Genomic DNA, 25,537 nt, shown 5'->3' with positions numbered 1-25,537 from the left:
GCACTAATTTTTGATTGCAAAAAGTAAAAACAATTAGTGGAAATTTGTGCAATTAGTGGCTAAAAAAATAAAGTAATAGTTCTGAGAAACCAAATAACCACCTATCCTCTCAAAATTATTATTCTCCAAACCAAATAGCGATTTTTAAAATTATTAACTAACCTATTTACCCAAAACCAATGGTAAAAGAACGCTTAATTTCGCTAGATGTCTTTCGCGGACTCACAATTTTATTAATGACAATCGTCAACAATCCTGGAGACTGGGGCCATGTTTATCCGCCACTGCTCCATGCCGAATGGAATGGCTGCACGCCGACCGATTTAGTTTTTCCATTTTTTGTATTTATCATGGGAGTCGCTGTTCCGCTTGCAATGCCGGATAAATTTTATGACGGCACCACTTTCAACAAAATCCTTGTTCGTTCTTTACGAATGCTCTGTTTAGGGATTTTCTTCAACTTTTTCGGAAAAATCCAATTATTCGGACTTGAAGGAATTCCGCTTTTAATTGGGCGTTTGGCAATTACAATTGCTGTGGGTTACGCATTAATGGGAAATTTTAGTTCAAAAATCAAAAACATTCTAGCATTTTCTATTCTGTTTATTTATTTGTTTTTAGCTTACAGCGGAATTGAAGCTTATCACGATGTCAGGCTTCCGGGAGTTTTGCAAAGAATTGCTGTTGTTTACTTTGTCGTTTCACTTCTGTATTTGAAAACGTCTCAGAAAACTCAAATTATTACTGGAGCAGTTTTATTGTTAGGATATTGGGCAATAATAACCTTACTACCGGTTCCTGGAATTGGAAGCGCCAATCTTGACAAAGGAACAAATCTCTCTGCATGGTTAGACGGCGTTTTATTAAAAGGGCACATGTATAGTGGCACTGTAACTTGGGATCCTGAGGGAATTTTAAGCACAATCCCATCAATTGTAAACGGAATTATTGGATTACTAATTGGAAAGCTTTTGCTTTTTGATGTGACTAAAATTCAAAAGGCCCAAAAAATGGGAATAACAGCAACGGTACTTATCTTTTTCGGCTTGATGTGGGACACTGTTTTTCCAATCAACAAATCAATTTGGACGAGCAGTTACGTTTTATATACAACTGGACTCGCAACTGGATTTTTGACTGTTCTCTATTTAATAATCGACATCAAAGATTACAAAAAAGGATTCAAACCATTTTTAATTTGGGGCGTAAACCCAATGATTGTATTCTTTACTTCACAGATTATTCCACAGGCTTTAGTAATGATAGAATTTCAAAATCCACATAATCCTTCAGAAAAAATCAATTTGTTGAATTATTTGTACGGTTTCTGGATCGCGCCATTTTTCAGCAATCCAATGACAGCTTCACTTGCTGGCGCGTTGGTTTATGTTTGCATCTGGACTTTTATCTTATGGATTTTCTACAAAAACAAATTAATATTCAAAGTTTAAAGATTTCACCATATAAGTGATATAAGTTCATTTTAGAACTGCGTATAGTTTGCAACGGATATGCCACATCCCTAATTAAATGAACTCATATCACTTATATGGTTTAAAAAAAGCTTTTCTTATTCAAAATAGCATTCCACAGTGTTTTAATTATGAATTTATTAAAATCAATTCACAAAAAAAGTCTACTTTTGCACAAAATTTAAAAAGCACAATAAAATGGCAACAAATAGAACTTTTACAATGATTAAACCAGATGCTGTTGCAAACGGACACATCGGGAATATCTTAGCAATGATTACTAATGGAGGTTTCAAAATCGTTTCATTAAAATTAACTCAATTAACTGTAGCTGATGCAAAAGCATTTTACGCAGTTCACGCAGAAAGACCTTTCTACGGAGAATTAGTTGAATTCATGTCTCGCGGGCCGATTGTTGCTGCAATTTTAGAAAAAGACAACGCAGTAGAAGATTTCAGAACTTTAATTGGAGCTACAAACCCAGCTGAAGCTGCTGAAGGAACTATTCGTAAAGCATACGCAACTTCTATCGGAGAAAATGCAGTTCACGGATCTGACAGCGACGAAAACGCTGCTATCGAAAGTGCATTCCACTTTGCAGGAAGAGAGCAATTTTAATAAAATAGTTTTCAGTCGCAGTCACAGTTTTTAGTGATTGCCATTCATAAAAAAATGCTGTTTGTAAACCAAACAGCATTTTTTTATTGATCATCTCAAAACAATTCTAAACTTCTCTTATTTAAAATTGCTTTACTCTCCTAAATCAACTAAATTCTCTTTTAATCTCAACTTTAGGTTCTCAAAATTTTTATGATAAAAACTAGAGATGCATCCTACTCGCTTTCCATTTTGCAGAAAAAAAATAGTTTCATAAACACTACCCTTTGCAGATTCCATTACAGTTACAAAACCATCTAACTTACTATATTTATAAACAACCAATTCACCTAATCCAAAGTAACGTTTCACAGAAATATCATCTTTACTCATTTCTACACTGTGTGATCTACTTTTCAAAATTGTCATCCAGAAAACAACTACAATAGACAATACAACCAAAGTAGCCAAAATCACATTTAGCTTTGGCGAAACAAGGCATACAATTATTAGCAAAAGCGGCAAAGCACTTAAATATGAAATTAGAACAATTGGAAAAATTTTAAATTTCGATTTTACCATCATCATAATTAAACTGTCATTAATCAAAAAAAAGTCTATCTCAAAACAACATCTTTCACGACGTCTCGTCCAAGTTCCTCATTAATCATTTTAACGATTTTCGACTTTCCATGGCTCAGTTCTTCTCTCAAAACAGCCGAACCTAATTCAACATAAAGCGTACTTCCTTTCAAGACAACATTTCTCGTGTATGTGTTTACGCCGCTTCCCATCAGCTGTTTCCAGGCGTCACGAACATCAATTTCATCCATTCCAGACTGAAGCTTGTTCGTCTGAATAATCTGCTTCAAAACAGCACCAATCGTACTTTCGTTATTTAGTCTTTTTGCCATCGTTCAAAATATTAACTGGTTCTGCTTTTTTATAATGATACTCTTTGTTCTGGTCATTTTTCACCACAAACTCTTTGTCTGAAATCGAAATCAACTCCTCACTCCACTTCGCATAATCTGTTTTGTAATCCAAAAAAGTTCCATTATTTGTAAACCTAACCGAAAAATTTTCATACGTATTTGTAGTCAAAAAAGTCCCATCAAGCTGTGCCATAACTTTTGTCCTCGTTCCTTTCGTACCCGTAATTTTAAAAAAATCAAAGTTTTCATTCATTCCGTACGCCTTCTCTTCCCCTTTATCAAAAACCACTTTTTCAATTTCCCAATATCCATTCAGTTTCGCAATATCTGCAGGCTTTATCTCCTGTTTACAGCTTATCATCAAAAGTGATAAAACCAAAATCATAAAAGTGTTTTTCATAATAATTTATAATATTAATAAGAAGCTGATCCTGCTGTCCGCTATATCTTTTGCGCCGAACCCCGGCACAAAAGGATGCCGCTTCCATCAGGGCTAGGGCTCCCGTTTTCAAAAGAAAATTTAGCGAGATACAAAGTTAAACTTATAAATTTCAAAAGAAATAAAAAATTGAAAAACCCATTAAACTATTTTGCATATTTTTGGTCAAACCCCAAACCTAAACCAAAAAACCATGAAACAATTTATCTGCATCACCCTGATACTCTTATCGTTCAGCGCATGCAGCAAAGACACAACAGAGCCAGATACTGCTCCAACAGAAAACATGTATTTTCCACCATTAACCGGAACAACTTGGGAAACGAAATCAATAGCTGATTTAAAATGGAATCAAAATGCCGTTCAGCCTCTTTTAGATTATTTAGAACTTAAGAACTCTAAATCCTTTATAATTTTAGTAAACGGCCGAATTGTATTAGAAAATTATTTCAACAGACATACAGCAACAACACCTTGGTATTGGGCAAGCGCAGGAAAAACACTAACTTCAACCGTAACAGGAATTGCGCAACAAGAAAATTTATTACATATAAATGACAAAGTTTCAAAATATCTTGGCACAGGCTGGACAAGCGAAACTTTAGCAAAAGAAGATCTCATTACCTGCAAACATTTATTGACAATGACATCTGGCTTAGACGACAGCGCCGATGATGTTGAGCCAGCCAATTTAATCTACAAAGCCGATGCGGGCACACGCTGGGCCTATCATAATGTTTATGTGAAACTGCAGGATGTTGTAGAAAAGGCAAGCGGACAAAAATGGGAAACCTATTTCAACAGCAAACTAAGAGACAAAATCGGAATGAATGGCAATTGGGTTCAACTAGGCGCAAACAGCGTTTATGCAAGCACCACAAGAAGCATGGCACGTTTCGGGTTATTAATGCTAAATAAAGGGAAATGGGAAAACAACACCATCTTGAACGAAGCTTATTTTAATGAAGCCACAACAACCTCACAAAACATAAATTTAGGTTATGGTTATTTATGGTGGCTAAACGGAAAAGCTTCCTACCATTTACCACAATCACAACTCACTTTTCAAGGAAGCGTCATTCCAACAGCTCCAAATGACATGTTTATGGCTTTAGGAAAAAACGATCAAAAAATCTATGTGATTCCGAGCAAAAAAATGGTCGTAATCAGAATGGGAGATGCTGCAGACAGCGAAAATCTAGCCTTATCTGATTTCGACAAAACGCTTTGGAAAAAAATCAACGCATTATATCAATAAAAAAAGAGCTTTTAAATAAAAGCCATTAAAAAACACTTTTATTTAAAAGCTCAACTATTTTAAGATAGAAAAACTAGCGGTTAGTTTTTATTCTTTTAAGAACTCCTAAAAAGAATAAGACAATTCCCAAAACCAGTAAAATATAATATACCGAGAGATTCTTATCCTTTAAAACATTTGCCAAAACAAAAGATATTACACTAGCAAAATAAAAAGTTAGAGCTGATATATTTTTCATTGTATATTATTTAAAGAAACTGTCAACAAATTCATATTTATTAAAGACCTGCAAATCTTCAATTCCTTCACCAACACCAATATATTTTACCGGAATTTTAAACTGGTCTGAAATACCAATTACAACACCGCCTTTTGCTGTTCCGTCTAATTTAGTAACTGCTAATGATGTTACTTCTGTCGCAGCAGTAAATTGTTTGGCCTGTTCAAAAGCATTTTGTCCAGTTGAACCATCTAAAACCAATAATACATCGTGAGGAGCATCGGCAACTACCTTTTGCATTACGCGTTTTACTTTAGTCAACTCGTTCATTAAATTAATCTTATTATGCAGACGTCCGGCAGTATCAATAATTACAACATCAGCATCTTGAGCAACTGCAGATTGCAAAGTATCAAATGCTACAGAAGCTGGATCGCTTCCCATTTGTTGCCTTACAATTGGCACTTGAACTCTATCAGCCCAAACTTGCAATTGGTCAATTGCCGCGGCACGAAAAGTATCAGCTGCACCTAAAACCACTTTATGGCCAGCTTTTTTGAATTGATAAGCTAATTTTCCAATTGTTGTCGTTTTCCCAACTCCGTTTACGCCGACAACCATTAAAACATAAGGCTTTTTATCCTTCGGAACTTCAAATTCTGTTGCTTCGCCTGTATTAGTTTCAGCTAATAAAGCACCTATTTCATCACGAAGAATCTGATTCAACTCATCAGTTCCAAGATATTTATCTTCAGCGACACGCTTTTCAATTCTTTCAATGATTTTCAAAGTAGTGTTTACACCAACGTCTGATGCTACAAGAACTTCTTCCAGATTATCTAAAACATCATCATCGACTTTAGATTTTCCAGCAACAGCTTTGCTTAACTTCGAGAAAAAAGTAGTTTTAGTTTTTTCAAGACCTTTGTCTAAAGTCTCTTTTTTTTCGGTAGAGAATAATTTTTTAAAAAAACTCATTTTTTGTAGTTTATTTAGTTTTGCTAGATTTCTCGATTTTCAGGCAAGAAACCCAATTCATTAAAGAAAGCGTAATTGTTTTTCAAAAAAAGAGCAATTGTTGCGATTCTTTAGATTTTTAGACAAATATAGGTAATAAAAAAGCTACTTCCTGTAAGAAAGTAGCTTTTCTATATAATGTAATTGTAATTATTTCTTTTTCAAGAATTCATCAACTTCTTCAGGAGCCATAATAGATTCTACGAATGTATATGCACCAGTTTTAGGAGATTTTACCATTTTGATGGCTTTTGACAATCTCTTAGAAGCTGTTTGTAACGATGCTACGGTTTTCTTTGCCATGATTCAAATGTTATTGAACTTTTCATAAAACTCGAATGGCCAAACCATTTGAGATTTATAAAAATCTCTAATTATTACTTAATTTCTTTGTGAACAGTTACTCTTTTTAAGATTGGATTAAATTTTTTAATCTCTAATCTGTCTGGAGTATTTTTTTTGTTCTTAGTTGTAATATATCTAGAAGTTCCTGGAACACCAGAAGTCTTGTGCTCAGTACATTCTAAAATTACTTGGATTCTATTACCTTTCTTTGCCATCTTGCTATATATTTATTTAGGAAAAGATTATTTGATAAACCCTTCTGACTGCGCTTTTTTCAAAACTGCAGTGATTCCATTTTTATTAATTGTTTTTATCGTAGATGCTGCTACTCTAAGAGTAATCCATCTATCTTCTTCTGGAAGATAAAAACGCTTTTTAACTAAGTTTACAGAAAACTTTCTCTTAGTTTTGTTCATAGCGTGAGAAACGTTATTTCCTACCATCGCTCTTTTACCTGTAAGGTCACAAACTCTTGACATTATACTTATCTTTTATCGTTATTCAAAATCAGGGTGCAAAGAAAAGAAAAATAAACCATTGTAGCAAAAAATTATTGCACAATTTTTAAAATTTCTTTCTGTAATATTTCCAAACTCTTAATAGAAGCTCTATCTATCACTTTTTCACGCGGTTGTCCAAAGTTAAATTCTTCAACAATCACTTCATTTGGCGTTGCTAATGCAATAAAAACACTGCCGATTTCAGCATCAGAGTCACCTTTTGAAGGTCCAGCATTACCTGTTGTCGCAATTGCGTAGTCAGTTTTAAGCATCTCTTTCACATTCAAAGCCATAGCCGATGCAACTTGAGCACTTACCACCGAATATTCATCAATCAAATCTTGCGAAACCCCAAGAATATTGACCTTTGCTTCTGTCGCATACGAAACAACACTTCCTTTAAAATATTTAGACGCCCCTTGCACGGAAGACAAAAGCGAAGCAATTTTCCCTCCTGTACAACTTTCCGCAGTCGAAATTGTTTTGTTTTGCTTTGTCAGAAACTTTGCAATTACGGTTTCGATTGTTTCATTTTCTTCGTAGCCCACTATTATATCATGAATTATAGCATCTAAAGACTTGACATTGTCTTCAATCGCTTTTTCCAATTCTTCTTTATCAGTTCCTCGGGCAGTCATACGCAAACGAACTCTTCCTGGATTTGGCAAATAAGCCAGTTTGATAAATTCCGGCAAATTGTTTTCCCAATTCTCAATACGTTCTGCAACCAAACTTTCGCCTTGTCCGTAAGTCAAAATAGTTTTATGGATAATATAAGGACGTTTGTATTCACGAACTATTTTTGGAATTATTTCTTCTTCAACTAAATATTTCATTTCATACGGAACTCCCGGAAGCGAAACAAAAACAGTATTTTCTTTCTTCATCCACATTCCTGGCGCAGTGCCTACTTGGTTATGCAAAACCGTACAAGTCGAAGGAACCAACGCCTGATCTTTATTTAATTGCGAAATTGGCCTTTTGTAAAAACCCTCTATCAATTGCGTTACATGCGCCAGAACTTCTGGATTCACAACTAACTCATCATCAAAATATTCACAGAATGTTTTTTTAGTGACATCATCTTTTGTCGGACCTAGACCTCCGGTTACAATTACAATATCAACTTTATTTTGAAGCTGAGCAAATGTATCCAGAATGTGTTTTTTATCATCGCTTATAGAGATCATCTCTACAACTTCCACTCCAATTCGGTCTAACGCTTTTGCAATAAAACCTGAATTCGTATCAATAATCTGACCTATTAATATTTCGTCTCCTATGGTTATAATAGTTGCTTTCATAACATTAAAATGCTTTATTATTTCTTACATACAAGTAAGCCAAAAAATTATAGAATTGTAAATTTTGTTTTTGAGGAGGTATTTAAGGGCCGGCAGCAAGAGCCACTTTCACAAAATTTAAAAAATAAAAAACTTGACTTATTCCTATCTATAAGCAGACTAAGGAATAAGTCAAATTAGGATTTTAAAGATCAAAGTCTTTTTTGATTTCTTTTATTGCTTCTTTTACTTGTACTCTAATACTTTTAAAAGTCTCAATAATATCTTTCTTTTTGCCTTCAGCCTTTGTCCATGCTTCAACTTGAAGAATTTCTTCAAAAGCTACATTCAAGCCCATCAAATCTAGCGTAGGCTTTATTTTGTGCGCATAGGAGTAGGCATATTTATGATCCTTTTTCTTGATTCCTTCCTTGATTTGCTTTAAATCTTCAGGAACTTCAGTGACAAATAATTTAAGAATTTCGTTTACAAATTCCGGATCATTATCTGAAAGCGCATATACTTTCGAAAGGTTGTACTTTAAAGCCATTATTTTACTTGTATTCTGAATAATTTTTTATCTTCCAAAAAGCCTTCTAAAACATCATTTGGTTTTACAGACGCAACACCTGCAGGAGTTCCTGTAAAAATAATATCTCCAATTTTTAATGTGAAAAACTGCGAAACATAAGCAATAAGCTCATCAATTTTCCAAAGCATCAAGCTTGTATTGCCTTTTTGAACTGTATTAGAATTGTTTTTCAATTCAAAAGTAAGATTTTCCATAGAAACGAAATCACTTTTTGGCAAAAAATCTCCAATGACAGCAGATCCATCAAATGCTTTTGCTTTTTCCCAAGGCAACCCTTTTGCTTTTAGCTTTTCCTGCAAATCTCTGGCTGTAAAATCGATACCTACGCTAATTTCGTCATAATATTTATTCGCAAATTTAGGCTCGATGTACTTTCCTACTTTGTTTATTTTAACAATTATCTCAATTTCGTGATGAATCTCCTCAGAAAATTCTGGAATTACAAAAGGATGCTGCTTCAACAAAACCGCCGAATCCGGCTTCATAAAAATAACCGGTTCGTCTGGGCGTTCGTTTTTTAGTTCCTCAATATGATTGGTATAATTTCTACCGATGCAAATAATCTTCATTTCTCTTAAGTTGCTAAGATTCTAAGACACTAAGACCCTAAGAATTTAGCATCTTAGAATCTTAGCAACTTAGAAACTTATTTTGTATTTAATTTTCTTAATTTAATCGCTGTCAAAACTTTTTTGGTGTACAACGGAAAATCTGCATTTTGAATCCAACTGAAGTATCCTGGTTCAGTTTCAAGAATTTTTTCAACTTTGGCTCCTTTGTGTTTTCCGAAAGTAAAAATCTCCTCGTCATCTTTATCAAAAGCAATCATTCCTGCAAAATCAGCGATTTTTTTGCGCGTCGTAAACTCAGACAATGCTTTCATATCATTTTCCAATTCAGGATAACGATCCAGCTGCGCTTTTAAAATTTCATAAGTCGCCATTGTATCAGCTTCTGCTGAGTGCGCATTATCCAAAGTTTTTCCACAATAAAACTTCAAGGCAGCACTCAAAGTACGCTCTTCCATTTTATGGAAAATAGTCTGAACATCTACAGAAACTTTGTTTTTCATATCAAAATCCACTCCTGCACGAAGCAACTCTTCAGCAAGCAAAGGAATATCAAATCGATCTGAGTTAAAACCTCCCAAATCACTATCTTTTATCATATTATAAATATGAGGTGCAAGTTCTGCAAAAGTAGGTTCGTTTGCTACTTTTTCATCAGTAATACCATGCACAGCGGTTGTTTGAGGAGGAATTGGAATTGTAGGATTCACCAACCATGTTTTACTTTCCTTGTTCCCATTTGGGAAAACTTTGAAAATTGAAATTTCTACGATACGATCTTTACCGATATCAATTCCTGTTGTTTCAAGATCAAAAAAGCAAATTGGTTTGTTTAGTTTTAATTCCATTTTAATTTTTATAAGGTTACAAATGTAAATTTTAAAGCCGAATTTTCCGCCCCTATCTTTATTTTTTTTGCCTAAAAAAAAGCCTTTTATTAGATTTTAACTTTAATCAAGAGCATTAAATGATAGTCTTGAAATTTTAACCTCCAATTTTCTTGTTAATAAAAAACCCGGAAAATCATCTCATTTTCCGGGTTCTAAATTTATTTGTGAATCACTTAGAAATCTCTATCGACATCAAAAGCCTCTAAATATTCAGCTACTCTTTTTACGAAGCTTCCGCCTAAAGCCCCATCTACAACTCTATGATCGTAAGAGTGCGATAAGAACATTTTTTGACGGATTCCGATAAAGTCACCCTCTGGAGTTTCGATAACCGCTGGCACTTTACGAATCGCTCCAAGAGCTAGAATTCCAACTTGAGGCTGATTGATAATTGGCGTTCCAAAAACACTTCCAAAAGTCCCTACGTTAGTAACCGTATAAGTTCCTCCTTGTGTATCATCTGGTTTTAATTTTCCAGCTTTTGCACGGTTTCCTAAATCGTTAACCGCTTTTGCCATTCCAACAAGATTTAACTGATCTGCATTTTTAATTACAGGAACAATTAAGTTTCCGTTTGGCAAAGCCGCCGCCATTCCTAAGTTAATATTTTTCTTTTTGATTATATATTCACCATCAACCGAAATATTCATTCCTGGAAAATCTTTCAAAGCTTTTGCAACCGCTTCCATCATAATTGGCGTAAAGGTCAATTTCTCACCTTCTCTTTTTTCAAAAGCCGTTTTTACTTTATCCCTCCATTTTACAATGTTCGTCACATCGACCTCAATAAATGACTGAACGTGAGCCGAAGTCTGTACAGAAGCCACCATGTAACCTGAAATCAGTTTACGCATTCTATCCATTTCAATGATTTCATCACCTCCATTTACAGAAACGGGAACCGCTTGATGACTTTTTTGAACCATAGGTTCTACAGCTTTTATTGGCTCAGCCACTTTTACTGGCTCAACAACTTCTTTCACAGGCTCTGCGGCAACAGGAGCCGTCACTCCAGATTTACGATCTTCAATATATTTTAAAATATCTTCTTTTGTTACACGACCATCTTTTCCTGAACCTTTAATACTGTCAAGCTCAGCGATAGAAATGCCTTCTTCTTTAGCAATATTTTTAACCAATGGTGAAAAGAATTTATCCGATGAAGCAAAATCCTGCGGTGCGCTTACTGTTTCCTTAACGGCTTCAATTGTTTTTTCAATTTCTACAGCAGTTGCTGGAATTACCGCTTCTTCAACTTTTGTTTCAGCTGGAGCATCACCTTCTGTTTCAATAATTGCAATAGTCTGTCCTACTTGAACCAAATCATCTTTACCAAATAATTGTTCAACTAAAACTCCTGATACCTCGCTTGGCACTTCGCTGTCAACTTTGTCAGTTGCAATTTCCAGTACAGCTTCATCAGCTTCAATTCTGTCTCCAACTTCTTTCAACCAGTTTGTAATAGTTGCTTCAGCGACACTTTCTCCCATTTTAGGAAGTTTTAATTCAAATCTTGCCATATTGTTAACCTCAAGGGTGATTTTGATTTTCAGATTGCGAAATTACCGAATTTTTTAAACATAAATTACATTTAATATAATTTTTTACTCAATTTTTACAATTTGCCCCCTGTCATTTCGCGAATTGCTTCCAATAATAAAATTTGCTTTTTTGGGGAAAATCTTAAAAGTAACATTCTTATCTTTAAGAGTTTCTATGATTTTGATACATTTTTCGAATGAAACGTACTGATTGTCTAAAATAATCTCAACTCTTTTACCCTTAAAAACGTGGCACGAATTTACCATTTTTTCTTTTTTGAAATCTAAAAACTGAACTTTATTTTTTAGAATTGATGGTAATTTTTCAGACAAAATACTATTTGAAGAGTAAAAAATATACTTTTCAGGCAGCGGTTTTCGCTTTGGTTTTCCTTGAAACATTTTTACAAAAGAAAAAAACCAAATCCCAATTTGAATAAACGAACTAAAAAACAAAGATTTCTTGAAATGCTTGTTATAAAAGAAATTCATTGCTTCTTGAAAACGCTTCATGTATCTCTCATCTTTTATAGTGCTTTCTCCCTTATAATGTAAAACTGTTGTTTCAGCGAAATAATAATTTGACTTTTGCTTTTGCAACGCACGATACGACAAATCAATATCATCAGCATACATAAAACAATTTTCATCAAAACCATTCAAGTTATTATATAGCTCTAGTTTCATCAACATGAATGCACCAACTAGAATTTCGACTTTTCCGTTTTTATTTTCATTTATATGCTGCGCATAATATTGATTGAAGATTTTCCAATTCGGAAAGATTTTATACAACCCTAAAACTTTTGTGAAAGCGACCCAAGGTGTTGGGATTCCACGTTTGCTTTCGGGCAAAAAATTTCCTTTTCCGTCAATTAGTCTGCATCCTATTATTCCTAAATCCTGTTGTTCTTCAGCGAAAGCCAAAATTTTTGTAAAAGTATCTTCAGCAACGACTGTATCTGGATTCAAAATACAAATGTATTTTCCTTTTGCCTCTTTAACGCCAATATTATTACCTTTTGGAAATCCAAAATTTTCTCTGTTTTGAATCAATTTTACGAAAGGAAATCGCTCTTGCATCATCAAACAAGAATCATCAGAGGAATTATTATCAACGACAATGATTTCGGCATCTATTGCCGAAATAGCTTCTTGAACGCTCAAAACGCACTGTTCCAGAAAATAACGTACATTGTAATTTAAAATAATAACCGAAAGCCGCATAAAAAAACAGAAAATTTATTTTTGGGGAAGTTAGAAATTTTCAGATAAACCTAACCGTAAGGACCAGTCGTTTTTACTAATTCCATAATCCAACACTAAATTACTGTTGTTTTTTTTATTAAACTTAATGCGCAATCCCGTACCAACTGCGGGATTCCATTTAGAGAAATCGTAAGTATCAAACTTTGAAACCGATGAAATATTAGTAAAAAACACAGCGCCCCAAAATCCATTTTTAGAAATGTCCATCCTGTATTCTCCTTCAAAATACAAAAGCGCATTACTTCTGAATCTATTTCGGGTAAAACCCCTTCCAGTTTTTCCGTCACGATCCCAACCAATACTCGGCAGGTCTAAATAATGAGGTTTTCCTCCAAAAGTCGACCAATAAAAGGCTCTATAGGCTAAAACTTTGTGCCTTTGTTTGCTAAAAGAATGATATTTTCTCGCATCTATATAAATTGAATTCCATTTTTTCCCTTCAACGCCACTTGTATTTATTCTATAATCGGCTTCGATATACATTCCTTGTTCCGGATTCACGTTGTTTTCACGGGAATCATAGAGCCCTTGAAACGCAACTCCAAACGAAGTTTCGTTTGAAAAATCTCCGTTCATATATTTGTAATAATCCGTTTCGCCATCTATAAATGATTCTTCAGAAATATTCTGGTAATTGTCATACAACAATCCAAGTCCTGCCCTATAATTGCCAACTATCTTTCGTGTTGCAAATTGATAAAAACGCCATTGCTGATAATCAAGTGTTGACATTTCATCGGCGGTATTATTGCCTCCCAAACCATAAGTGTCTTGAGGATAAATCATAAAACGATAATCTCCGATAAAATTCCAATGATTATCTCTAGTATAAATATAAGATTGGATGGGAAAAACATACTGATTGGTAAAACTGAAATAAGGCGAAAATGTTATTTGAGACATATTGGTCGTTTTTTCATCTCCCAAATAAAAAGAAGTTAAAAAAGAAACCACTAATCCGCCACTTTTATCAGCATTAATAGGAACAGGCAACAATGAAAAAGCAATCTTTTTGTCCATTCCAGTTCTTACAGAATCATTTTTATGAAAAAGTTTATACAAAACATCTAGAATATCTCTTTTATTATTCGTGATTGAATCAGTTTGCGAATAACAAAACGGCATCAAGAAAAAGAAAAACAAGACAATCAGACATTTCGTATTTTTCATCGTATAAGGCTTTCTGAAACAACTTCTTACAAATTTAAAATTTTATTCGGAACAGAAGTTGATTTTGGAAAATAATAAAAATTAAGAAAAGAACTAATTATCTTAAAAAATGATATTTTTGATTTCATCTTGAAACAATCCATTTTTATGCGAAATCAAAAGCAAGTTTCGATTCATTTATTTCTCTTACTATATGTATCATGTTGCTTTCTTTTTGGCTTTTCTCCAAAAGAAAACAAACAAGAATCTATTTTGAATCTTGTCAAAAATTCTACTTGGTACATTGCCGGGCCTGCAGTTGAAAATCAAGAAACAATAAATAAGGTCAGACTAGAAAATGACATTGTGAAAGTTACTGCAAATGAAAATCCGAAAGGAGAAATTGAATTGAATGTAATGATTACGCCTTCTGATTCAAACGACGGAAAACCTACAAATGTATCGAAATCGAAATTTGTAAGCATTACCTATAAATCTTCTCACTTGATAAAACTTCAAGCGCGAGAAGGAAATGAAAACGGAACGGGTTGCCTTCATGGCGGATCGCATCCAAGAGTTGATTTGAAGCCATCTCCTAAAAAATTTATTACCGTAAAAATTCCGTGGACAAATTTCAGACAAGATGGATTATCAAATGGAAGACTTTTGAATATTCATAATCTTTGCAAATTCAATTTTGTGAATTATAAACCAGTTGCTGGTACAACTTTAGAAATCAAATCCGTTCTAATTCAAAATTAAAACATGAAAACAAGACTTTTACTTTATGTTGCAGTACTTATTTTTAATCATGGCTATAGCCAACAGAAATCTGTTCCAAAAATAGATATTAATGGTGTTTGGGAAGATATTAATTCCGGAGTCGAGAATGCCGTTGCTATTATATCGGAACAAAACGGAGAAATTATTTTCACTCATTATTTAGAATGGAAAGGGCAAAAATTTGTAGAAAGCGGTACTGGAAAAAGAATTGGAAATACAATTACGTATACCGTAAATGTTACTTTGCCAATTGAAGGCTGGGCCACGGCTGGAACCCACACTCTAACTTTGTCTGAAGACGGGAACAAACTTGAAGGAACTTTTAAGGACAATAAGGATCGAAGTGGTCCAATTGCCTTCAAAAGAGTTCGATGAAATTTGTTTCAAGTTTCAGGTTTTAAGTTTTTCATAGTGACCAACTTGAAACCTGAAACTTGAAACTTTTTCTACAAATGCAACTGAATTTTATATTTATTGCAGATTTTCATAACGAAAAGCATAATCGTAGAGAAAAGCAATGACCAAATAATTCCAGGAACTCCTTCTCGAAAATATTCTGGAATGATTTGAATATGAAACGCTAAATTGAAATAATAAATAACACCAGGCAAAATATAAATCAATAACGGATTTGCGGCGGCGGGCATAAAAAATTCACTCCACTTTGTTTGCTTTTTGACTTCTATCAGCCAAAACAAAAAATAAAATAATAGTGTACAAATCGTTGCTGAAAACATTGTCCATGATGGCGTGCCTTTAATTTTTGATATACCATAGTAAGGTCGCAATAAGTAACCAACGACAAAAAACAAAGCCGCAAACCCAATGACTGGCCAATTGATTTTGCTTTGTATTTTTTGATCAAAAAATAGTAGTGAAATTATTACTCCAGCAGTTACTAAAGAAGCATGTGTCAAATGCCCTGCAATAAAACTAAACCAAGATGATTGGTTTACTGGTGAGCTTTCTATCAAATTAATAGAATTAGCGGCAACACAAAAAAACAAAAAGACAATCATTGCCCATAATCTACCTGAGACAAGCCAGTAATAAACAACTGTAAAAAGATAAGCCCAACCAATAAGTCCAAGAATTCCCCACCATTTTGGCGTCATTCCTCTTTCACCTGTATCTTGAATATACAGAAAATAAAGCGTCGTCAAAACAAGCATTCCTCCATACTGGAGCGTATATTTCAACCAAACCGGAAAATTTTTAGAATATTTATTCCAAATAGGAATAGGCATTGAATATGCCAATAACCCCCAAAAAGCTGGTGCAATAATCATTTTTGAAGCATCATATCCATATTCTGCATTGACCATAAACACCCCAATAATTATCAAGGCCAATGCTCTTTTCAAAGTGTGCGTCCAAATCGTTTTTGCACTATCACCTTTTATTAATCTCGCATTAAAAGCAAACGGAATGGACATTCCCACAATGAACAAAAAAGCAGGAAAGACTACATCAACAAAAGTCATAGCATCTGCATCCGCAGGCATATGCCTCATCCATTGAGGTACATTTTTTATGCTCGCCAACTCATTTACAAAAATCATTATAAAAATTGTAATTCCTCGCAAAGCATCTATAGAAACAATTCTTTGATTATACAAATTCTCTTTAATCCTCATAAAATAATAAATTATTACTACAAACAAATATAGAATATTTGCTGAGATAGAAAAATCATATCACAATTCTAAATGTTGCTGTAATAAAAAGTTTACCTTTTATGACGCAAAATACGATGTAGTTTACTTACTTTTGCAGCATGTTATCATTCTTAAAATCAAAACCGTACTTAAAGGACCTTCTTGCTGGGAACTATGTTGATATTCATTCACATTTATTACCCGGAATTGATGATGGTGCCAAAACAATAGCAGACACAAGCAAACTTGCCAAGTCTTTTCAGGAAATGGGTGTTGTTCAATTTATTGCAACACCACATATTAGTCATTATATCTGGGATAATTCGCCTCAAGAAATTCTTGACAAACAGCAAGAAACTCAAATTTTGTTGGAAGCTGAAAATGTAAAAATACCTTTTAAAGCCGCTGCAGAATATTTCATGGATGATTGGTTTGAAAGCCATTTTCAAAACGAAAAACTTTTGACATTGAAAGACAATTATGTTTTAGTTGAAATGTCTTACATGAATGCACCAGTTCAATTATACAAAATCCTTTTTGATCTTCAGGTCGCGGGATACATTCCAGTTTTAGCGCATCCAGAACGTTATTTATTTTATCATAAAAATTTCAATGAATATGATAAATTAAAAAAAGCAGGGTGTTTATTTCAGCTCAATTTGCTGGCAACGGTTGGATACTACGGCGGGGACATCACTAAAGTCGCAGACGAACTTTTGAAAAAAGGAATGTATGATTTTGTTGGTACAGATGTACACCATAATAATCACATCGCATCATTTAATCAGAAAATAAAAATTGAGAATAACAATCTTAAGGTCTTAAAAGAAATTATTGATAATAATCAATTTTTCAAATTCTAAATTACTTTCATCAAATCTGAAAGTATTGTCATAAAAAAAACGGCTCAATTAATTGAGCCGTTTTTTTTATAAAATCTTTTTAATTATTTAGAGATTATTCTTTTGTACCAAGGTTTTTTCTCTACTCTAACTCCGTAGCCATAACCATATCCATAACCTTTCGTAGAATCGGTATCGTTAAGAACGATACACATATTAGGTAATTTTTTCTCTTTATAGAATGTGTTAGCAATATTCAACATACGTTTTTCTAGAACATTTGCACGCATTACATACACAAAAGTATCCGCATTTTTAGCAATCAACAGTGTATCAGTAACCAAACTTACTGGAGCCGTATCCACGATAATATAGTCATACTCTTTTTTAAGTTCTTCAAAAAGCTGATCCACTTTATTACTCATCAACAATTCAGCCGGATTTGGCGGAATTACCCCAGAAGGCAGAATAAAGAAATTCTTATATCCTTCATGTTTGATGATATAATCTCGTACATCTTTATCAGTTGATGACAAATAATTAGTCAAACCTACACTTGGGACATTAATGTATTCTCCAAATTTTGGGTTTCTAATGTCAGAACCAACCAATAAAACACGTCGTCCAGATAAAGCAAAAGTTGCAGCAAGATTTACCGATATAAAAGTTTTTCCTTCTGAAGGGAAAGTCGACGTCACAAAGACCGTTTTTGCAATTCCTTCAGGCACTTTAGTTAGCATGAACTCCAAGTTAGTCCTTACAATACGAATTGCCTCGGCCGAACTTGTTCTGCTTTCTGATTTAATCAATTCAGCAATATCATCCGAAGTTGGTACATCTCCGATAAATGGAATTTGTGTTTTCCCTTCAATATCCAATTTACTTTTAATCTTTGTATCTAAAAGATCATTACCATAAATAACTCCAAACGGAATTAGCAATCCTAAAAGCATTCCGATCAAATAAATATTTTTTTTCTTTGGACTGATTGGGTCTTTATCTACTTTTGCAACATCAATTACTCGAGCATTAGGCTCCGTCGCAGATAATGAAATCGCAGTTTCTTCACGTTTTTGAAGCAAATACAAATACAGTTCTTCCTTAACTTTTTGTTGCCTTGCAATTACTCTGAACTGACGTTCCTGAACCGGAATTTTACCAATTTTGCTATTCAATAAACTTTCTTGGCTTTTAATATCACGATTTTGAATCAGTAAATTAGCCTGCATACGTCTTAGGCTGGCCGCAACATTTGATTTTAAAGATGTGATTTGTTGATCTAACTTCACCACTGATGGATTTTCTTCAGTTGCAGATTTTAAGATTCTATTTCGATCTAAAACTAATTGATTGTAAGAAGAAATTAATCCGCTTGCATCATTATTATCTGCAATCATATTAGAAGGCAATAAATCAGAATTATTACTCTTCTTAATAAAGTCTAAAAGTGAAGAAACCACATTCAACTGAATTTCGGTTTCAACTCCTTTTTTATCATATTCGGTTGATCCTTCTATAAAAAGTTTTGCCTCAGATTCAATATCAGTAAGTTTGTTTGTCTTTTTAAAACTTTCAACATCCTGTTCTACTCCATCTAATTCCTGCGCAATTAATGCTAATCTACTTGCAATAAATTTAGAAGTATTCTCCGAAATATAATTTTTATCTTCAGCTGCATTTTCATTATAGATTTGAATCATGTTGTCAAGAAAATTCTCTGCCTTTTTTTTAACAGGGTCAGAGACAGAGACACTAACAACACTACTAGTTTTACTAATTGGATCTACTTTTAGTCTTTTTCTAAAGCCTTCTGTTAATTCATCCAAGGGCGATAAAACTATGTGAATATTTCTGAATTTGCCTTCTTTATTTTTCTCATAATATTGACTTTTTGTAATTACCAAAGTCCCAAATCGTGTAGCGATCTTTTCTCCAAATCCAAACTTCTTTTTGGCAGATAAAATAACATTTTCAGCATCAGAACTCACGACATCATCATCAATTTCTAATTGAAAGGAATTATCATCTAAAAGAATATAATTGAAAACAACATCTGTTTCATCAAAAAAAGCAGTTTTATTAATGACAAAAACATTTATTGGAGATTTCCCATATATATCCAAATCTATTACATTGCCCTTTACAAACAAGCCAACATTTAAATTGAGCTTTTTTATTGTACTCTCTACTAATGTTCTAGATTTTAAAATTTCAATTTCATTATCTACATTGTTTATCATACTACCACCTATCCCAAGATCCGAAAAAGCAGATAATTCAGAAAGCATCCCTCCTTTTTTTTCATCTTTTACTAATATCGTAGTAGATGCTTCAAAACTTGGCACAGTATATCTTAAGTATAAAAAAGATAAAACTAATCCCAAAAAAACACTTAATAAAAACCAACGCCAATGAACTAAATATTTATCTAATTGTTCTCTAAGATTAAAGTCTTCATTTTCATCATCAATAAGATCATTATAAAAATCTTGTTTTTGCATTTTAATATTTTATTTAAAGATTAGGACAGAAAGCGATACTAAAATAGATATTGCGGAAATAATTACTGAAGTATTAGGACCAACAGCCGATGCATTTACTTTAGTCTGATTTGGTTCAACATATACAACATCATTTTGTGCCAAGTAATAAAAAGGAGAATTTATGAAATCTGACTTAGTTATATCAACTCTATTGTATGATTTTACACCATTCGTTTCTCTAATTACTAATATGTTATCTCTTCGACCATAAATCGTTAGGTCTTTTGCCATACTCAAAGCTTCGATCAAAGTAACTCTTTCTGAAGCAATCGGATAAGTTCCCGGTAAATTAACCTCTCCTTGCAATGAAATTTTGAAATTCATTATACGAAGATTGATGATTGGATTTTTAATATAGGCCCCAATTTTATCTTGCAATAATTTAAGTACCTCAGTACGTGTTAATCCAGAAACCTTTAACTTCCCAAGCACAGGGAATTCAATATTTCCACTTTGATCTACCAAATACAATTGGACTGTTTCTTGCCCTCTGGTAATATCCAATCTGCTGTTGTTTGTTGTACTATATGTTCTAAGATTAAAAGGAATAGCAACTTCCGGATCATCTGCTGAAACTAAAATCATTAGCAAATCATCAGCCTGTAATTTAATTTCGTAAGAATTTGGATTTTGCGAAGCAGTCATTCCATCAATATTCTGATAATAAACTACGTCTTTTTTTGATCCACAGGAAAAACATAAAAATAAAAGCAATAAAAAACTAACGTTTTTCATTAAAAAGGAAGGGTTCAATTTCATCAGGTCTAAAATTTACGGGGGCAAATATAAGGATTAAAAAAAATATTTAGAGTAAAGCATTAAGCTCTTTTAAAGATTTAGATAATATCTAATTATGTATTTGAGAAGACTAATAAGCATTTTCCTCTCCTTTAAATACATTGAGAACGGTTTTGATAATTATTTTTATATCCAAGAGTAGGCTCCAATTTTCAATATACCAAATATCGTACTCTACTCGATTTTCCATATCAATAAGTTCCTTAGTTTCACCACGATAACCATTAACTTGTGCCCATCCCGTTATACCTGGCTTTGCATATTGACGCACTAAATAGTTGTTAATTAGCTCACTATATTGCTTTGTATGATTTACCATGTGTGGTCTTGGTCCCACCACCGACATATCACCAAAGAACACATTAAAAAACTGTGGCAACTCATCAATACTTGTTTTTCGCATGAAAGCTCCAAATTTAGTAACGCGACTATCACCTTTTACGGCTTGCTTATTATCTGCAGCACCATTCAAGCGCATACTTCTAAATTTCAAGCATGTAAAAGATCTATTATCTCTACCTGAACGTTCCTGCTTAAAAAAAACTGGACCAGGAGATTCTATCTTAATGATTAGCATGATAATAGGGAACAACCAAGGAAATATAAACAGTAAAACAAACAATGAAAAACAAATATCAAATACTTTTTTTATAAATCTATTGACCGCGGCCTCCAAAGGTTCCCGACGAAACATTAGGACAGGTGTGTTTTCATAAAAGGTCATCTCAACCTTATTTGATTTTGTATATAGCTGAAAATCCGGAATGAACTTAATTCGCACCATATGATGCTCACAAATTTTCACTAATTTATTTATTACCGCAATATTGTCAATGTGCAACGCTACATACATTTCATCAACTTCTTCACTAATAATAAACTCCTCTATCTGATCGAATCCGCCAAGAACAGGATGTGAAATAAACGCAAAGGGATCAACTTTTTCATCAAAAAAACCTAAAAATCGATAACCATATGTTAAATCTTTGGCTAAGATTCTTCGCATTCTTTCTCCAGTATCATTTGCCCCGATAATTACGAAACTTCTAAAATTATAACCTTTAGATCTAATATACTTTAACAATTTCATCGATAAATATCTAGAAACCATTAATAGAAAAAAGAAAATCATATAAAAATAAACCAATCGAAGCCTTGATATATCACTATATTTTAGACACACTACAAAAAAAGCAGTTATCACTATATGAATAATGACTTTTTTTATCGTTCGCTTTAAAATAGACTCAATTGGCTCAACGCGTACAATTCTGAAAGAATCTTTATATAACAAAAGACCAATCCATACCAAATTACCTAATAATGAAATAGTTTCTACTTCTTTCAGGAATAACTTATCAATTGTGCCAAATCTTAATAAAGCAGATAAAACAATAGCAGTATTGAGAAGTATAATATCCCATATTACAAATAAAAGTTTAAAATATCGTGAAAAACGATATTCTGAGAGTTCTTGTAAAATTTTCATTTTATTATTAGCATATTACATATCATTTTTCGAAACAATCACGTAAGATTACAAAAAAAACACCTTGCAGGTATGCGATTGAAATCGAAGACATAATTCAATTTAAATTATAATCAAGATTAATAGAACAATTATTTGATTTTTAATGAAGATATGAAACTTTTAAGTTCATTTTGAAATCGTTTCTTCGAAAATCTAAAAGAGGATTTCCTTATTTCGTTTTTATTATATATATATGAAATTGATTTTCAAAAACATCAATTTTTTCGTTTAATGATTTAGGATTTTGTTCATTATAACATAATCCATTGTTTGCGCTAATAATTTCACTAGAAGCACCTCCCTTAAAAGCAATTACTGGTACTCCGCATGCATGTGCTTCGACAATTGCAATTCCAAAATCTTCAACTCCACCATAAACAAATCCTTTTGCTTTAGATAAATATTGGCAAATTTCCCTTTTGTCTAAATAACCAACAAATTCAATATTTTCTCCAGCAATTGATTTTAGGTAGGCCAACTGTGTTCCATCACCTACAACAATAAGTTTTTTCTTGCTTAAAGAGAATGCTTCGATTACAATATCAAAACGTTTGTATGGCTCCAATCTCCCTACAGTGATATAATAATCTTCTGTTATATCCGAAATGCAAAAATCTTCAACTTCAACAGGCGGATAAATAACAACAGATTCTCTTTTATATTTCTCTTTTACCCAATTCTGTACAAAAATAGAATTAGAAATCAAATAATTAGGATTTTGAGCACTAGCAACGTCAAATCGCTGTAAAAAACCCTTTACAAAAGAAAACAATTTCAAAGGTCCCTTAAAATACAAATCGGCTTCTTCCCATACGTATTTAAAATTTCGAGCCTGAAGATAACATACATGAATTTCATTTCCTGACCTGTAACCTTTAGACATTGCCCAAGAAGAGCTTATAACTAAATCAATAGTATTATTCTTTGTTTGTTGATTAAATGCCTTTATTATTTGTGGGAAAAGCGGCATTAATGCTCGAAATTTATATTTAAAAAGAGACATGATATTTGAGCTTTCAACCATAACATCACGTCCTCCGAAAGTTCTTTTCTGAAGCTCAGGACTCATCTTATTTACATAAGCATAATAGTAATCAAATTTATAAATTTCATTTATTGCAGTAACCACACGCTCAGCACCACCATATTTATCTAACCAATCCGTTATAAATGCTGTTTTCATAATTCCAGTAAATATGCAACTCAATGCTTTCCAATTAAATTTTATTTAGAAACAAGTAATTTAAATTGTTTTTTTTTTAGTATTATTAAAACTAGAATTCTTATTTATATCTTTTGTTAACAAATAGCAATCTTAGATCCTCACCAAATAAGGAAACTATGTTCTTTATAAATGTTCTAATTTTTAAATAAGAAATCCAGATTATTGCATCTAGTTTTGTTCCACCGTTATCTAGAATTACCTTTTTCCTTTCAGCCCATAACTTCGCTGTTGAACTTTGTGAAATACCTCCCAATTGAAAAACAGCTAATGTTTCAGGTATTTTTTTAAAAGATGCTTTATTTTGATACATTCTCATTACTAAATCTAAATCCATTATATAGCGTAAATCTACATTGTATAAACCGTAACGTTCATAAGCAGATTTTCTTATATAAACAGCTTGATGCCAAAGTCTATATTTAAAAGGAATATGTGGAAATTCTATCAATGCGGCCCCTAATGCCTTGTAATTAGTTTTTGAATTCCATAATATAACATTACCACAATAAACGTCGATTGCAGGATCATAATATTTTGCAAATATTTCTAAAGCATTTTCAACTAATAAATCATCAGAATTTATAAATACAACAACATCACCTGTTGCAGCTTTAATCCCTTTATTAAATGCATCACTTATTCCTTTATCCGGTTCTGATACAAAATAATCAATTTGATCTTTATATTTCTCAATTACACTAAGAGTGCCATCTGTTGATCCTCCATCAATAACAATAAATTCTTTATCATTATATGACTGACCTACAATACTCTGAATACAATTTTCAATACATCTAATACTATTATAACTAATTGTTACAATTGAAATTTTAGGCATTTTATTTTTATATTAATATTTTTTTTAAATAAGTTCTACAAAGGCGAAAAAAAATGTATTAAGAAAAAAAAAATTTTTATCTTATTTTTATTGTAATTTATTTTTTTTCCTCCCATGAATGTTGTAAAGTATTTAAGTTTACAGGAACTTCCCAATTGAAATTGTACGGATATACATTTGACTCTCCATACATAACCTGTGTAATAAAATAGGCTGAACCAATAAGTACAAAAAACAAAACAACAATATTTTTACGTAATTTCAACTTAATTGACATTGCTAGATTTGCACTAAACAATATTATAAAAATATGATAATAATAATACAGTCTATATAATGCAGGGCTACCAATTGAAAGAATGGGCCATAAAAAAGCACAAACAATCATCATATAAAACAGCTTTTTATTTAACTCATCATCTTTTATTTCTTTCATCGAAAGAAAGCCTATAACAATAACTAACAACATGGTAATATACATACGAAAGCCACCAGCCGCAATATGTTCAGTATAATCAGTCCGTGAAACTGACAAAAACAGCATATAAATATAATCCCTAATGATAAAAGAAAAAACAATAAGTGCAATTGTTGCAAATAATACTTTTCTATTTAATGGAATCTTTTTGATCCAGTAAATTGGAAAAAAAACTATTGCCGTCTGATGAAACAAAAAAGCTAAAACCATACAAAGTAAATATTTCAATAGCTTATTTTGCAACGAATAATGAAAAGCAAAAAAACAAAATGCTAAGGCAATTGCCTGTCGCAATGCTGACATATAAAAAGTAAAATATCCAAATAAAATAAACAGGGCAATACTTAGCCATGGAATTTTTGAATATTTATAAATTAGCCACATTAATGGCAATATGGTTAGTATAGCTGTTGAAAAAAGAAAAAAATTGTAATTACCGAACAAGCTCAAACCCCATTCATAAACAATATATCCCCACTCAGGATGTTCCTTATCTTTTTTAATATGAGAAATAAAATCAATTAAATTTTCAAATTTACTTGCATCGCGAAATAAAAAATAATACTGTGGAGTATCAAGACCAATTTTAACACTTCGCAATCCACAAATACAAATCAAAATAAACGTAAAAAAATAAAAGTATACTAATTTACCCTTAGCTGTACCTACCTTTGAAGTAAAATTATTCTGAGAAAAAACAATCCTCTTTTTACTTAAAGGCGCTAAAAAATAGGCCAAAAACAAGATTACAAAGTATATCATTAG

At 32.6% G+C, this 25,537-nt stretch carries 28 protein-coding genes; 6 read left to right on the top strand and 22 right to left on the bottom strand.

Going from position 1 to position 25,537, the window contains the following annotated elements:
• Nucleotides 1–179: 179 nt before the first annotated feature.
• Complete coding sequence (locus H600_RS0106575) at nt 180–1,451, top strand: acyltransferase family protein (protein ID WP_026728033.1); 1,272 nt, start codon at nt 180–182, stop codon at nt 1,449–1,451.
• A gap of 219 nt (nt 1,452–1,670) precedes the next feature.
• Nucleotides 1,671–2,090: a nucleoside-diphosphate kinase gene (locus H600_RS0106565; protein WP_012026941.1), complete on the top strand. Its 420-nt coding sequence runs from the start codon at nt 1,671–1,673 to the stop codon at nt 2,088–2,090.
• A 132-nt stretch (nt 2,091–2,222) separates the two neighbouring features.
• Here the strand turns inward: H600_RS0106565 and H600_RS0106560 are convergent, their stop codons facing one another.
• The 3 genes from H600_RS0106560 to H600_RS0106550 are packed head-to-tail and all read right to left on the bottom strand — an operon-like array spanning nt 2,223 to nt 3,404.
• Nucleotides 2,223–2,657 (bottom strand): hypothetical protein, encoded by a 435-nt coding sequence (locus H600_RS0106560; RefSeq protein WP_026728032.1) that lies wholly within the window; start codon nt 2,655–2,657, stop codon nt 2,223–2,225.
• Nucleotides 2,658–2,686: 29 nt separating this feature from the next.
• A complete protein-coding gene (locus tag H600_RS0106555; RefSeq protein WP_026728031.1) occupies nt 2,687–2,983 on the bottom strand; it encodes a DciA family protein in 297 nt (98 codons plus the stop codon).
• Nucleotides 2,964–3,404 (bottom strand): hypothetical protein, encoded by a 441-nt coding sequence (locus tag H600_RS0106550; RefSeq protein ID WP_026728030.1) that lies wholly within the window; start codon nt 3,402–3,404, stop codon nt 2,964–2,966. Before H600_RS0106550 ends, H600_RS0106555 begins: the two co-directional genes overlap by 20 nt.
• A gap of 232 nt (nt 3,405–3,636) precedes the next feature.
• Between H600_RS0106550 and H600_RS0106545 the strand changes: the two genes are divergently transcribed.
• Nucleotides 3,637–4,701, top strand: a complete 1,065-nt coding sequence (locus H600_RS0106545) for a serine hydrolase domain-containing protein (protein WP_026728029.1) — start codon at nt 3,637–3,639, stop codon at nt 4,699–4,701.
• 73 nt (nt 4,702–4,774) lie between these two features.
• Here the strand turns inward: H600_RS0106545 and H600_RS23100 are convergent, their stop codons facing one another.
• From H600_RS23100 to H600_RS0106490, 12 genes are all read right to left on the bottom strand, one after another.
• The gene (locus H600_RS23100) at nt 4,775–4,939 is read right to left on the bottom strand and encodes a hypothetical protein (protein WP_209320117.1); all 165 of its coding nucleotides are present in this window, start codon (nt 4,937–4,939) and stop codon (nt 4,775–4,777) included.
• Nucleotides 4,940–4,945: 6 nt separating this feature from the next.
• Nucleotides 4,946–5,899, bottom strand: coding sequence for a signal recognition particle-docking protein FtsY (ftsY, locus tag H600_RS0106540; protein ID WP_026728028.1), 954 nt, complete (start codon nt 5,897–5,899; stop codon nt 4,946–4,948).
• A gap of 189 nt (nt 5,900–6,088) precedes the next feature.
• Nucleotides 6,089–6,241 (bottom strand): DUF4295 domain-containing protein, encoded by a 153-nt coding sequence (locus H600_RS22685; protein ID WP_070261881.1) that lies wholly within the window; start codon nt 6,239–6,241, stop codon nt 6,089–6,091.
• A gap of 74 nt (nt 6,242–6,315) precedes the next feature.
• Nucleotides 6,316–6,498, bottom strand: a complete 183-nt coding sequence (rpmG, locus tag H600_RS0106530; RefSeq protein WP_008253902.1) for a 50S ribosomal protein L33 — start codon at nt 6,496–6,498, stop codon at nt 6,316–6,318.
• Nucleotides 6,499–6,525: 27 nt separating this feature from the next.
• Entirely contained in the window at nt 6,526–6,762 is a 237-nt protein-coding gene (gene rpmB, locus H600_RS0106525; RefSeq protein ID WP_008468080.1) for a 50S ribosomal protein L28, read from the bottom strand.
• A 71-nt stretch (nt 6,763–6,833) separates the two neighbouring features.
• The gene (locus tag H600_RS0106520; RefSeq protein ID WP_026728027.1) at nt 6,834–8,087 is read right to left on the bottom strand and encodes a CinA family nicotinamide mononucleotide deamidase-related protein; all 1,254 of its coding nucleotides are present in this window, start codon (nt 8,085–8,087) and stop codon (nt 6,834–6,836) included.
• 184 nt (nt 8,088–8,271) lie between these two features.
• Entirely contained in the window at nt 8,272–8,616 is a 345-nt protein-coding gene (locus tag H600_RS0106515) for an Hpt domain-containing protein (protein ID WP_026728026.1), read from the bottom strand.
• On the bottom strand, nt 8,616–9,227 hold the full coding sequence (locus tag H600_RS0106510; RefSeq protein WP_026728025.1) for a fumarylacetoacetate hydrolase family protein: 612 nt from the start codon (nt 9,225–9,227) through the stop codon (nt 8,616–8,618). The genes H600_RS0106515 and H600_RS0106510 overlap by 1 nt, the downstream gene beginning before the upstream one ends.
• Nucleotides 9,228–9,304: 77 nt before the next feature.
• Entirely contained in the window at nt 9,305–10,075 is a 771-nt protein-coding gene (locus H600_RS0106505; RefSeq protein WP_026728024.1) for a 3'-5' exonuclease, read from the bottom strand.
• A gap of 215 nt (nt 10,076–10,290) precedes the next feature.
• Entirely contained in the window at nt 10,291–11,637 is a 1,347-nt protein-coding gene (locus H600_RS0106500; RefSeq protein ID WP_026728023.1) for a dihydrolipoamide acetyltransferase family protein, read from the bottom strand.
• An 84-nt stretch (nt 11,638–11,721) separates the two neighbouring features.
• Entirely contained in the window at nt 11,722–12,885 is a 1,164-nt protein-coding gene (locus H600_RS0106495) for a glycosyltransferase family 2 protein (RefSeq protein WP_026728022.1), read from the bottom strand.
• Nucleotides 12,886–12,915: 30 nt separating this feature from the next.
• Nucleotides 12,916–14,097, bottom strand: a complete 1,182-nt coding sequence (locus tag H600_RS0106490; RefSeq protein ID WP_245176543.1) for an outer membrane protein assembly factor — start codon at nt 14,095–14,097, stop codon at nt 12,916–12,918.
• Between the two features lie 147 nt (nt 14,098–14,244).
• Between H600_RS0106490 and H600_RS0106485 the strand changes: the two genes are divergently transcribed.
• Nucleotides 14,245–14,838, top strand: a complete 594-nt coding sequence (locus H600_RS0106485) for a hypothetical protein (RefSeq protein ID WP_026728020.1) — start codon at nt 14,245–14,247, stop codon at nt 14,836–14,838.
• 3 nt (nt 14,839–14,841) lie between these two features.
• Entirely contained in the window at nt 14,842–15,234 is a 393-nt protein-coding gene (locus tag H600_RS0106480) for a hypothetical protein (protein ID WP_026728019.1), read from the top strand.
• 71 nt (nt 15,235–15,305) lie between these two features.
• On the opposite strand, the gene H600_RS0106475 is transcribed toward H600_RS0106480, so the two are convergent.
• Nucleotides 15,306–16,496, bottom strand: a complete 1,191-nt coding sequence (locus tag H600_RS0106475; protein ID WP_026728018.1) for a DUF5009 domain-containing protein — start codon at nt 16,494–16,496, stop codon at nt 15,306–15,308.
• 140 nt (nt 16,497–16,636) lie between these two features.
• On the opposite strand from H600_RS0106475, the gene H600_RS0106470 reads away from it, so the two are divergent.
• Nucleotides 16,637–17,380, top strand: coding sequence for a tyrosine-protein phosphatase (locus H600_RS0106470; RefSeq protein ID WP_026728017.1), 744 nt, complete (start codon nt 16,637–16,639; stop codon nt 17,378–17,380).
• An 83-nt stretch (nt 17,381–17,463) separates the two neighbouring features.
• Here H600_RS0106470 and H600_RS0106465 read toward each other — a convergent pair whose 3' ends face one another.
• From H600_RS0106465 to H600_RS0106440, 6 genes are all read right to left on the bottom strand, one after another.
• A complete protein-coding gene (locus H600_RS0106465; protein WP_026728016.1) occupies nt 17,464–19,860 on the bottom strand; it encodes a GumC family protein in 2,397 nt (798 codons plus the stop codon).
• A 9-nt stretch (nt 19,861–19,869) separates the two neighbouring features.
• Nucleotides 19,870–20,637 carry a polysaccharide biosynthesis/export family protein gene (locus H600_RS0106460; protein ID WP_026728015.1) on the bottom strand — a complete coding sequence of 256 codons (768 nt, stop codon included), beginning with the start codon at nt 20,635–20,637 and terminating at the stop codon, nt 19,870–19,872.
• A 133-nt stretch (nt 20,638–20,770) separates the two neighbouring features.
• Complete coding sequence (locus tag H600_RS0106455; protein WP_026728014.1) at nt 20,771–22,189, bottom strand: undecaprenyl-phosphate glucose phosphotransferase; 1,419 nt, start codon at nt 22,187–22,189, stop codon at nt 20,771–20,773.
• A gap of 211 nt (nt 22,190–22,400) precedes the next feature.
• Nucleotides 22,401–23,414, bottom strand: a complete 1,014-nt coding sequence (locus tag H600_RS21935; protein ID WP_084157361.1) for a glycosyltransferase — start codon at nt 23,412–23,414, stop codon at nt 22,401–22,403.
• A 100-nt stretch (nt 23,415–23,514) separates the two neighbouring features.
• Nucleotides 23,515–24,294, bottom strand: coding sequence for a glycosyltransferase family 2 protein (locus tag H600_RS0106445; RefSeq protein WP_026728013.1), 780 nt, complete (start codon nt 24,292–24,294; stop codon nt 23,515–23,517).
• 97 nt (nt 24,295–24,391) lie between these two features.
• On the bottom strand, nt 24,392–25,534 hold the full coding sequence (locus H600_RS0106440) for an EpsG family protein (RefSeq protein ID WP_084157360.1): 1,143 nt from the start codon (nt 25,532–25,534) through the stop codon (nt 24,392–24,394).
• Nucleotides 25,535–25,537 lie beyond the last annotated feature (3 nt).

This window comes from Flavobacterium denitrificans DSM 15936, from assembly GCF_000425445.1.
Classification (GTDB): Bacteria; Bacteroidota; Bacteroidia; order Flavobacteriales; family Flavobacteriaceae; genus Flavobacterium; species Flavobacterium denitrificans.
This window is presented reverse-complemented; position numbering and strand designations above follow the sequence as displayed.

Bases quoted from the DNA above. Each gene is read 5' to 3' on its own strand.
- H600_RS0106575 (WP_026728033.1), top strand. From the start codon at position 180: ATGGTAAAAGAACGCTTAATTTCGCTAGATGTCTTTCGCGGACTCACA.
- H600_RS0106565 (WP_012026941.1), top strand. From the start codon at position 1,671: ATGGCAACAAATAGAACTTTTACAATGATTAAACCAGATGCTGTTGCA.
- H600_RS0106560 (WP_026728032.1), bottom strand. From the start codon at position 2,657: ATGATGATGGTAAAATCGAAATTTAAAATTTTTCCAATTGTTCTAATT.
- H600_RS0106555 (WP_026728031.1), bottom strand. From the start codon at position 2,983: ATGGCAAAAAGACTAAATAACGAAAGTACGATTGGTGCTGTTTTGAAG.
- H600_RS0106550 (WP_026728030.1), bottom strand. From the start codon at position 3,404: ATGAAAAACACTTTTATGATTTTGGTTTTATCACTTTTGATGATAAGC.
- H600_RS0106545 (WP_026728029.1), top strand. From the start codon at position 3,637: ATGAAACAATTTATCTGCATCACCCTGATACTCTTATCGTTCAGCGCA.
- H600_RS23100 (WP_209320117.1), bottom strand. From the start codon at position 4,939: ATGAAAAATATATCAGCTCTAACTTTTTATTTTGCTAGTGTAATATCT.
- ftsY (WP_026728028.1), bottom strand. From the start codon at position 5,899: ATGAGTTTTTTTAAAAAATTATTCTCTACCGAAAAAAAAGAGACTTTA.
- H600_RS22685 (WP_070261881.1), bottom strand. From the start codon at position 6,241: ATGGCAAAGAAAACCGTAGCATCGTTACAAACAGCTTCTAAGAGATTG.
- rpmG (WP_008253902.1), bottom strand. From the start codon at position 6,498: ATGGCAAAGAAAGGTAATAGAATCCAAGTAATTTTAGAATGTACTGAG.
- rpmB (WP_008468080.1), bottom strand. From the start codon at position 6,762: ATGTCAAGAGTTTGTGACCTTACAGGTAAAAGAGCGATGGTAGGAAAT.
- H600_RS0106520 (WP_026728027.1), bottom strand. From the start codon at position 8,087: ATGAAAGCAACTATTATAACCATAGGAGACGAAATATTAATAGGTCAG.
- H600_RS0106515 (WP_026728026.1), bottom strand. From the start codon at position 8,616: ATGGCTTTAAAGTACAACCTTTCGAAAGTATATGCGCTTTCAGATAAT.
- H600_RS0106510 (WP_026728025.1), bottom strand. From the start codon at position 9,227: ATGAAGATTATTTGCATCGGTAGAAATTATACCAATCATATTGAGGAA.
- H600_RS0106505 (WP_026728024.1), bottom strand. From the start codon at position 10,075: ATGGAATTAAAACTAAACAAACCAATTTGCTTTTTTGATCTTGAAACA.
- H600_RS0106500 (WP_026728023.1), bottom strand. From the start codon at position 11,637: ATGGCAAGATTTGAATTAAAACTTCCTAAAATGGGAGAAAGTGTCGCT.
- H600_RS0106495 (WP_026728022.1), bottom strand. From the start codon at position 12,885: ATGCGGCTTTCGGTTATTATTTTAAATTACAATGTACGTTATTTTCTG.
- H600_RS0106490 (WP_245176543.1), bottom strand. From the start codon at position 14,097: ATGAAAAATACGAAATGTCTGATTGTCTTGTTTTTCTTTTTCTTGATG.
- H600_RS0106485 (WP_026728020.1), top strand. From the start codon at position 14,245: ATGCGAAATCAAAAGCAAGTTTCGATTCATTTATTTCTCTTACTATAT.
- H600_RS0106480 (WP_026728019.1), top strand. From the start codon at position 14,842: ATGAAAACAAGACTTTTACTTTATGTTGCAGTACTTATTTTTAATCAT.
- H600_RS0106475 (WP_026728018.1), bottom strand. From the start codon at position 16,496: ATGAGGATTAAAGAGAATTTGTATAATCAAAGAATTGTTTCTATAGAT.
- H600_RS0106470 (WP_026728017.1), top strand. From the start codon at position 16,637: ATGTTATCATTCTTAAAATCAAAACCGTACTTAAAGGACCTTCTTGCT.
- H600_RS0106465 (WP_026728016.1), bottom strand. From the start codon at position 19,860: ATGCAAAAACAAGATTTTTATAATGATCTTATTGATGATGAAAATGAA.
- H600_RS0106460 (WP_026728015.1), bottom strand. From the start codon at position 20,637: ATGAAAAACGTTAGTTTTTTATTGCTTTTATTTTTATGTTTTTCCTGT.
- H600_RS0106455 (WP_026728014.1), bottom strand. From the start codon at position 22,189: ATGAAAATTTTACAAGAACTCTCAGAATATCGTTTTTCACGATATTTT.
- H600_RS21935 (WP_084157361.1), bottom strand. From the start codon at position 23,414: ATGAAAACAGCATTTATAACGGATTGGTTAGATAAATATGGTGGTGCT.
- H600_RS0106445 (WP_026728013.1), bottom strand. From the start codon at position 24,294: ATGCCTAAAATTTCAATTGTAACAATTAGTTATAATAGTATTAGATGT.
- H600_RS0106440 (WP_084157360.1), bottom strand. From the start codon at position 25,534: ATGATATACTTTGTAATCTTGTTTTTGGCCTATTTTTTAGCGCCTTTA.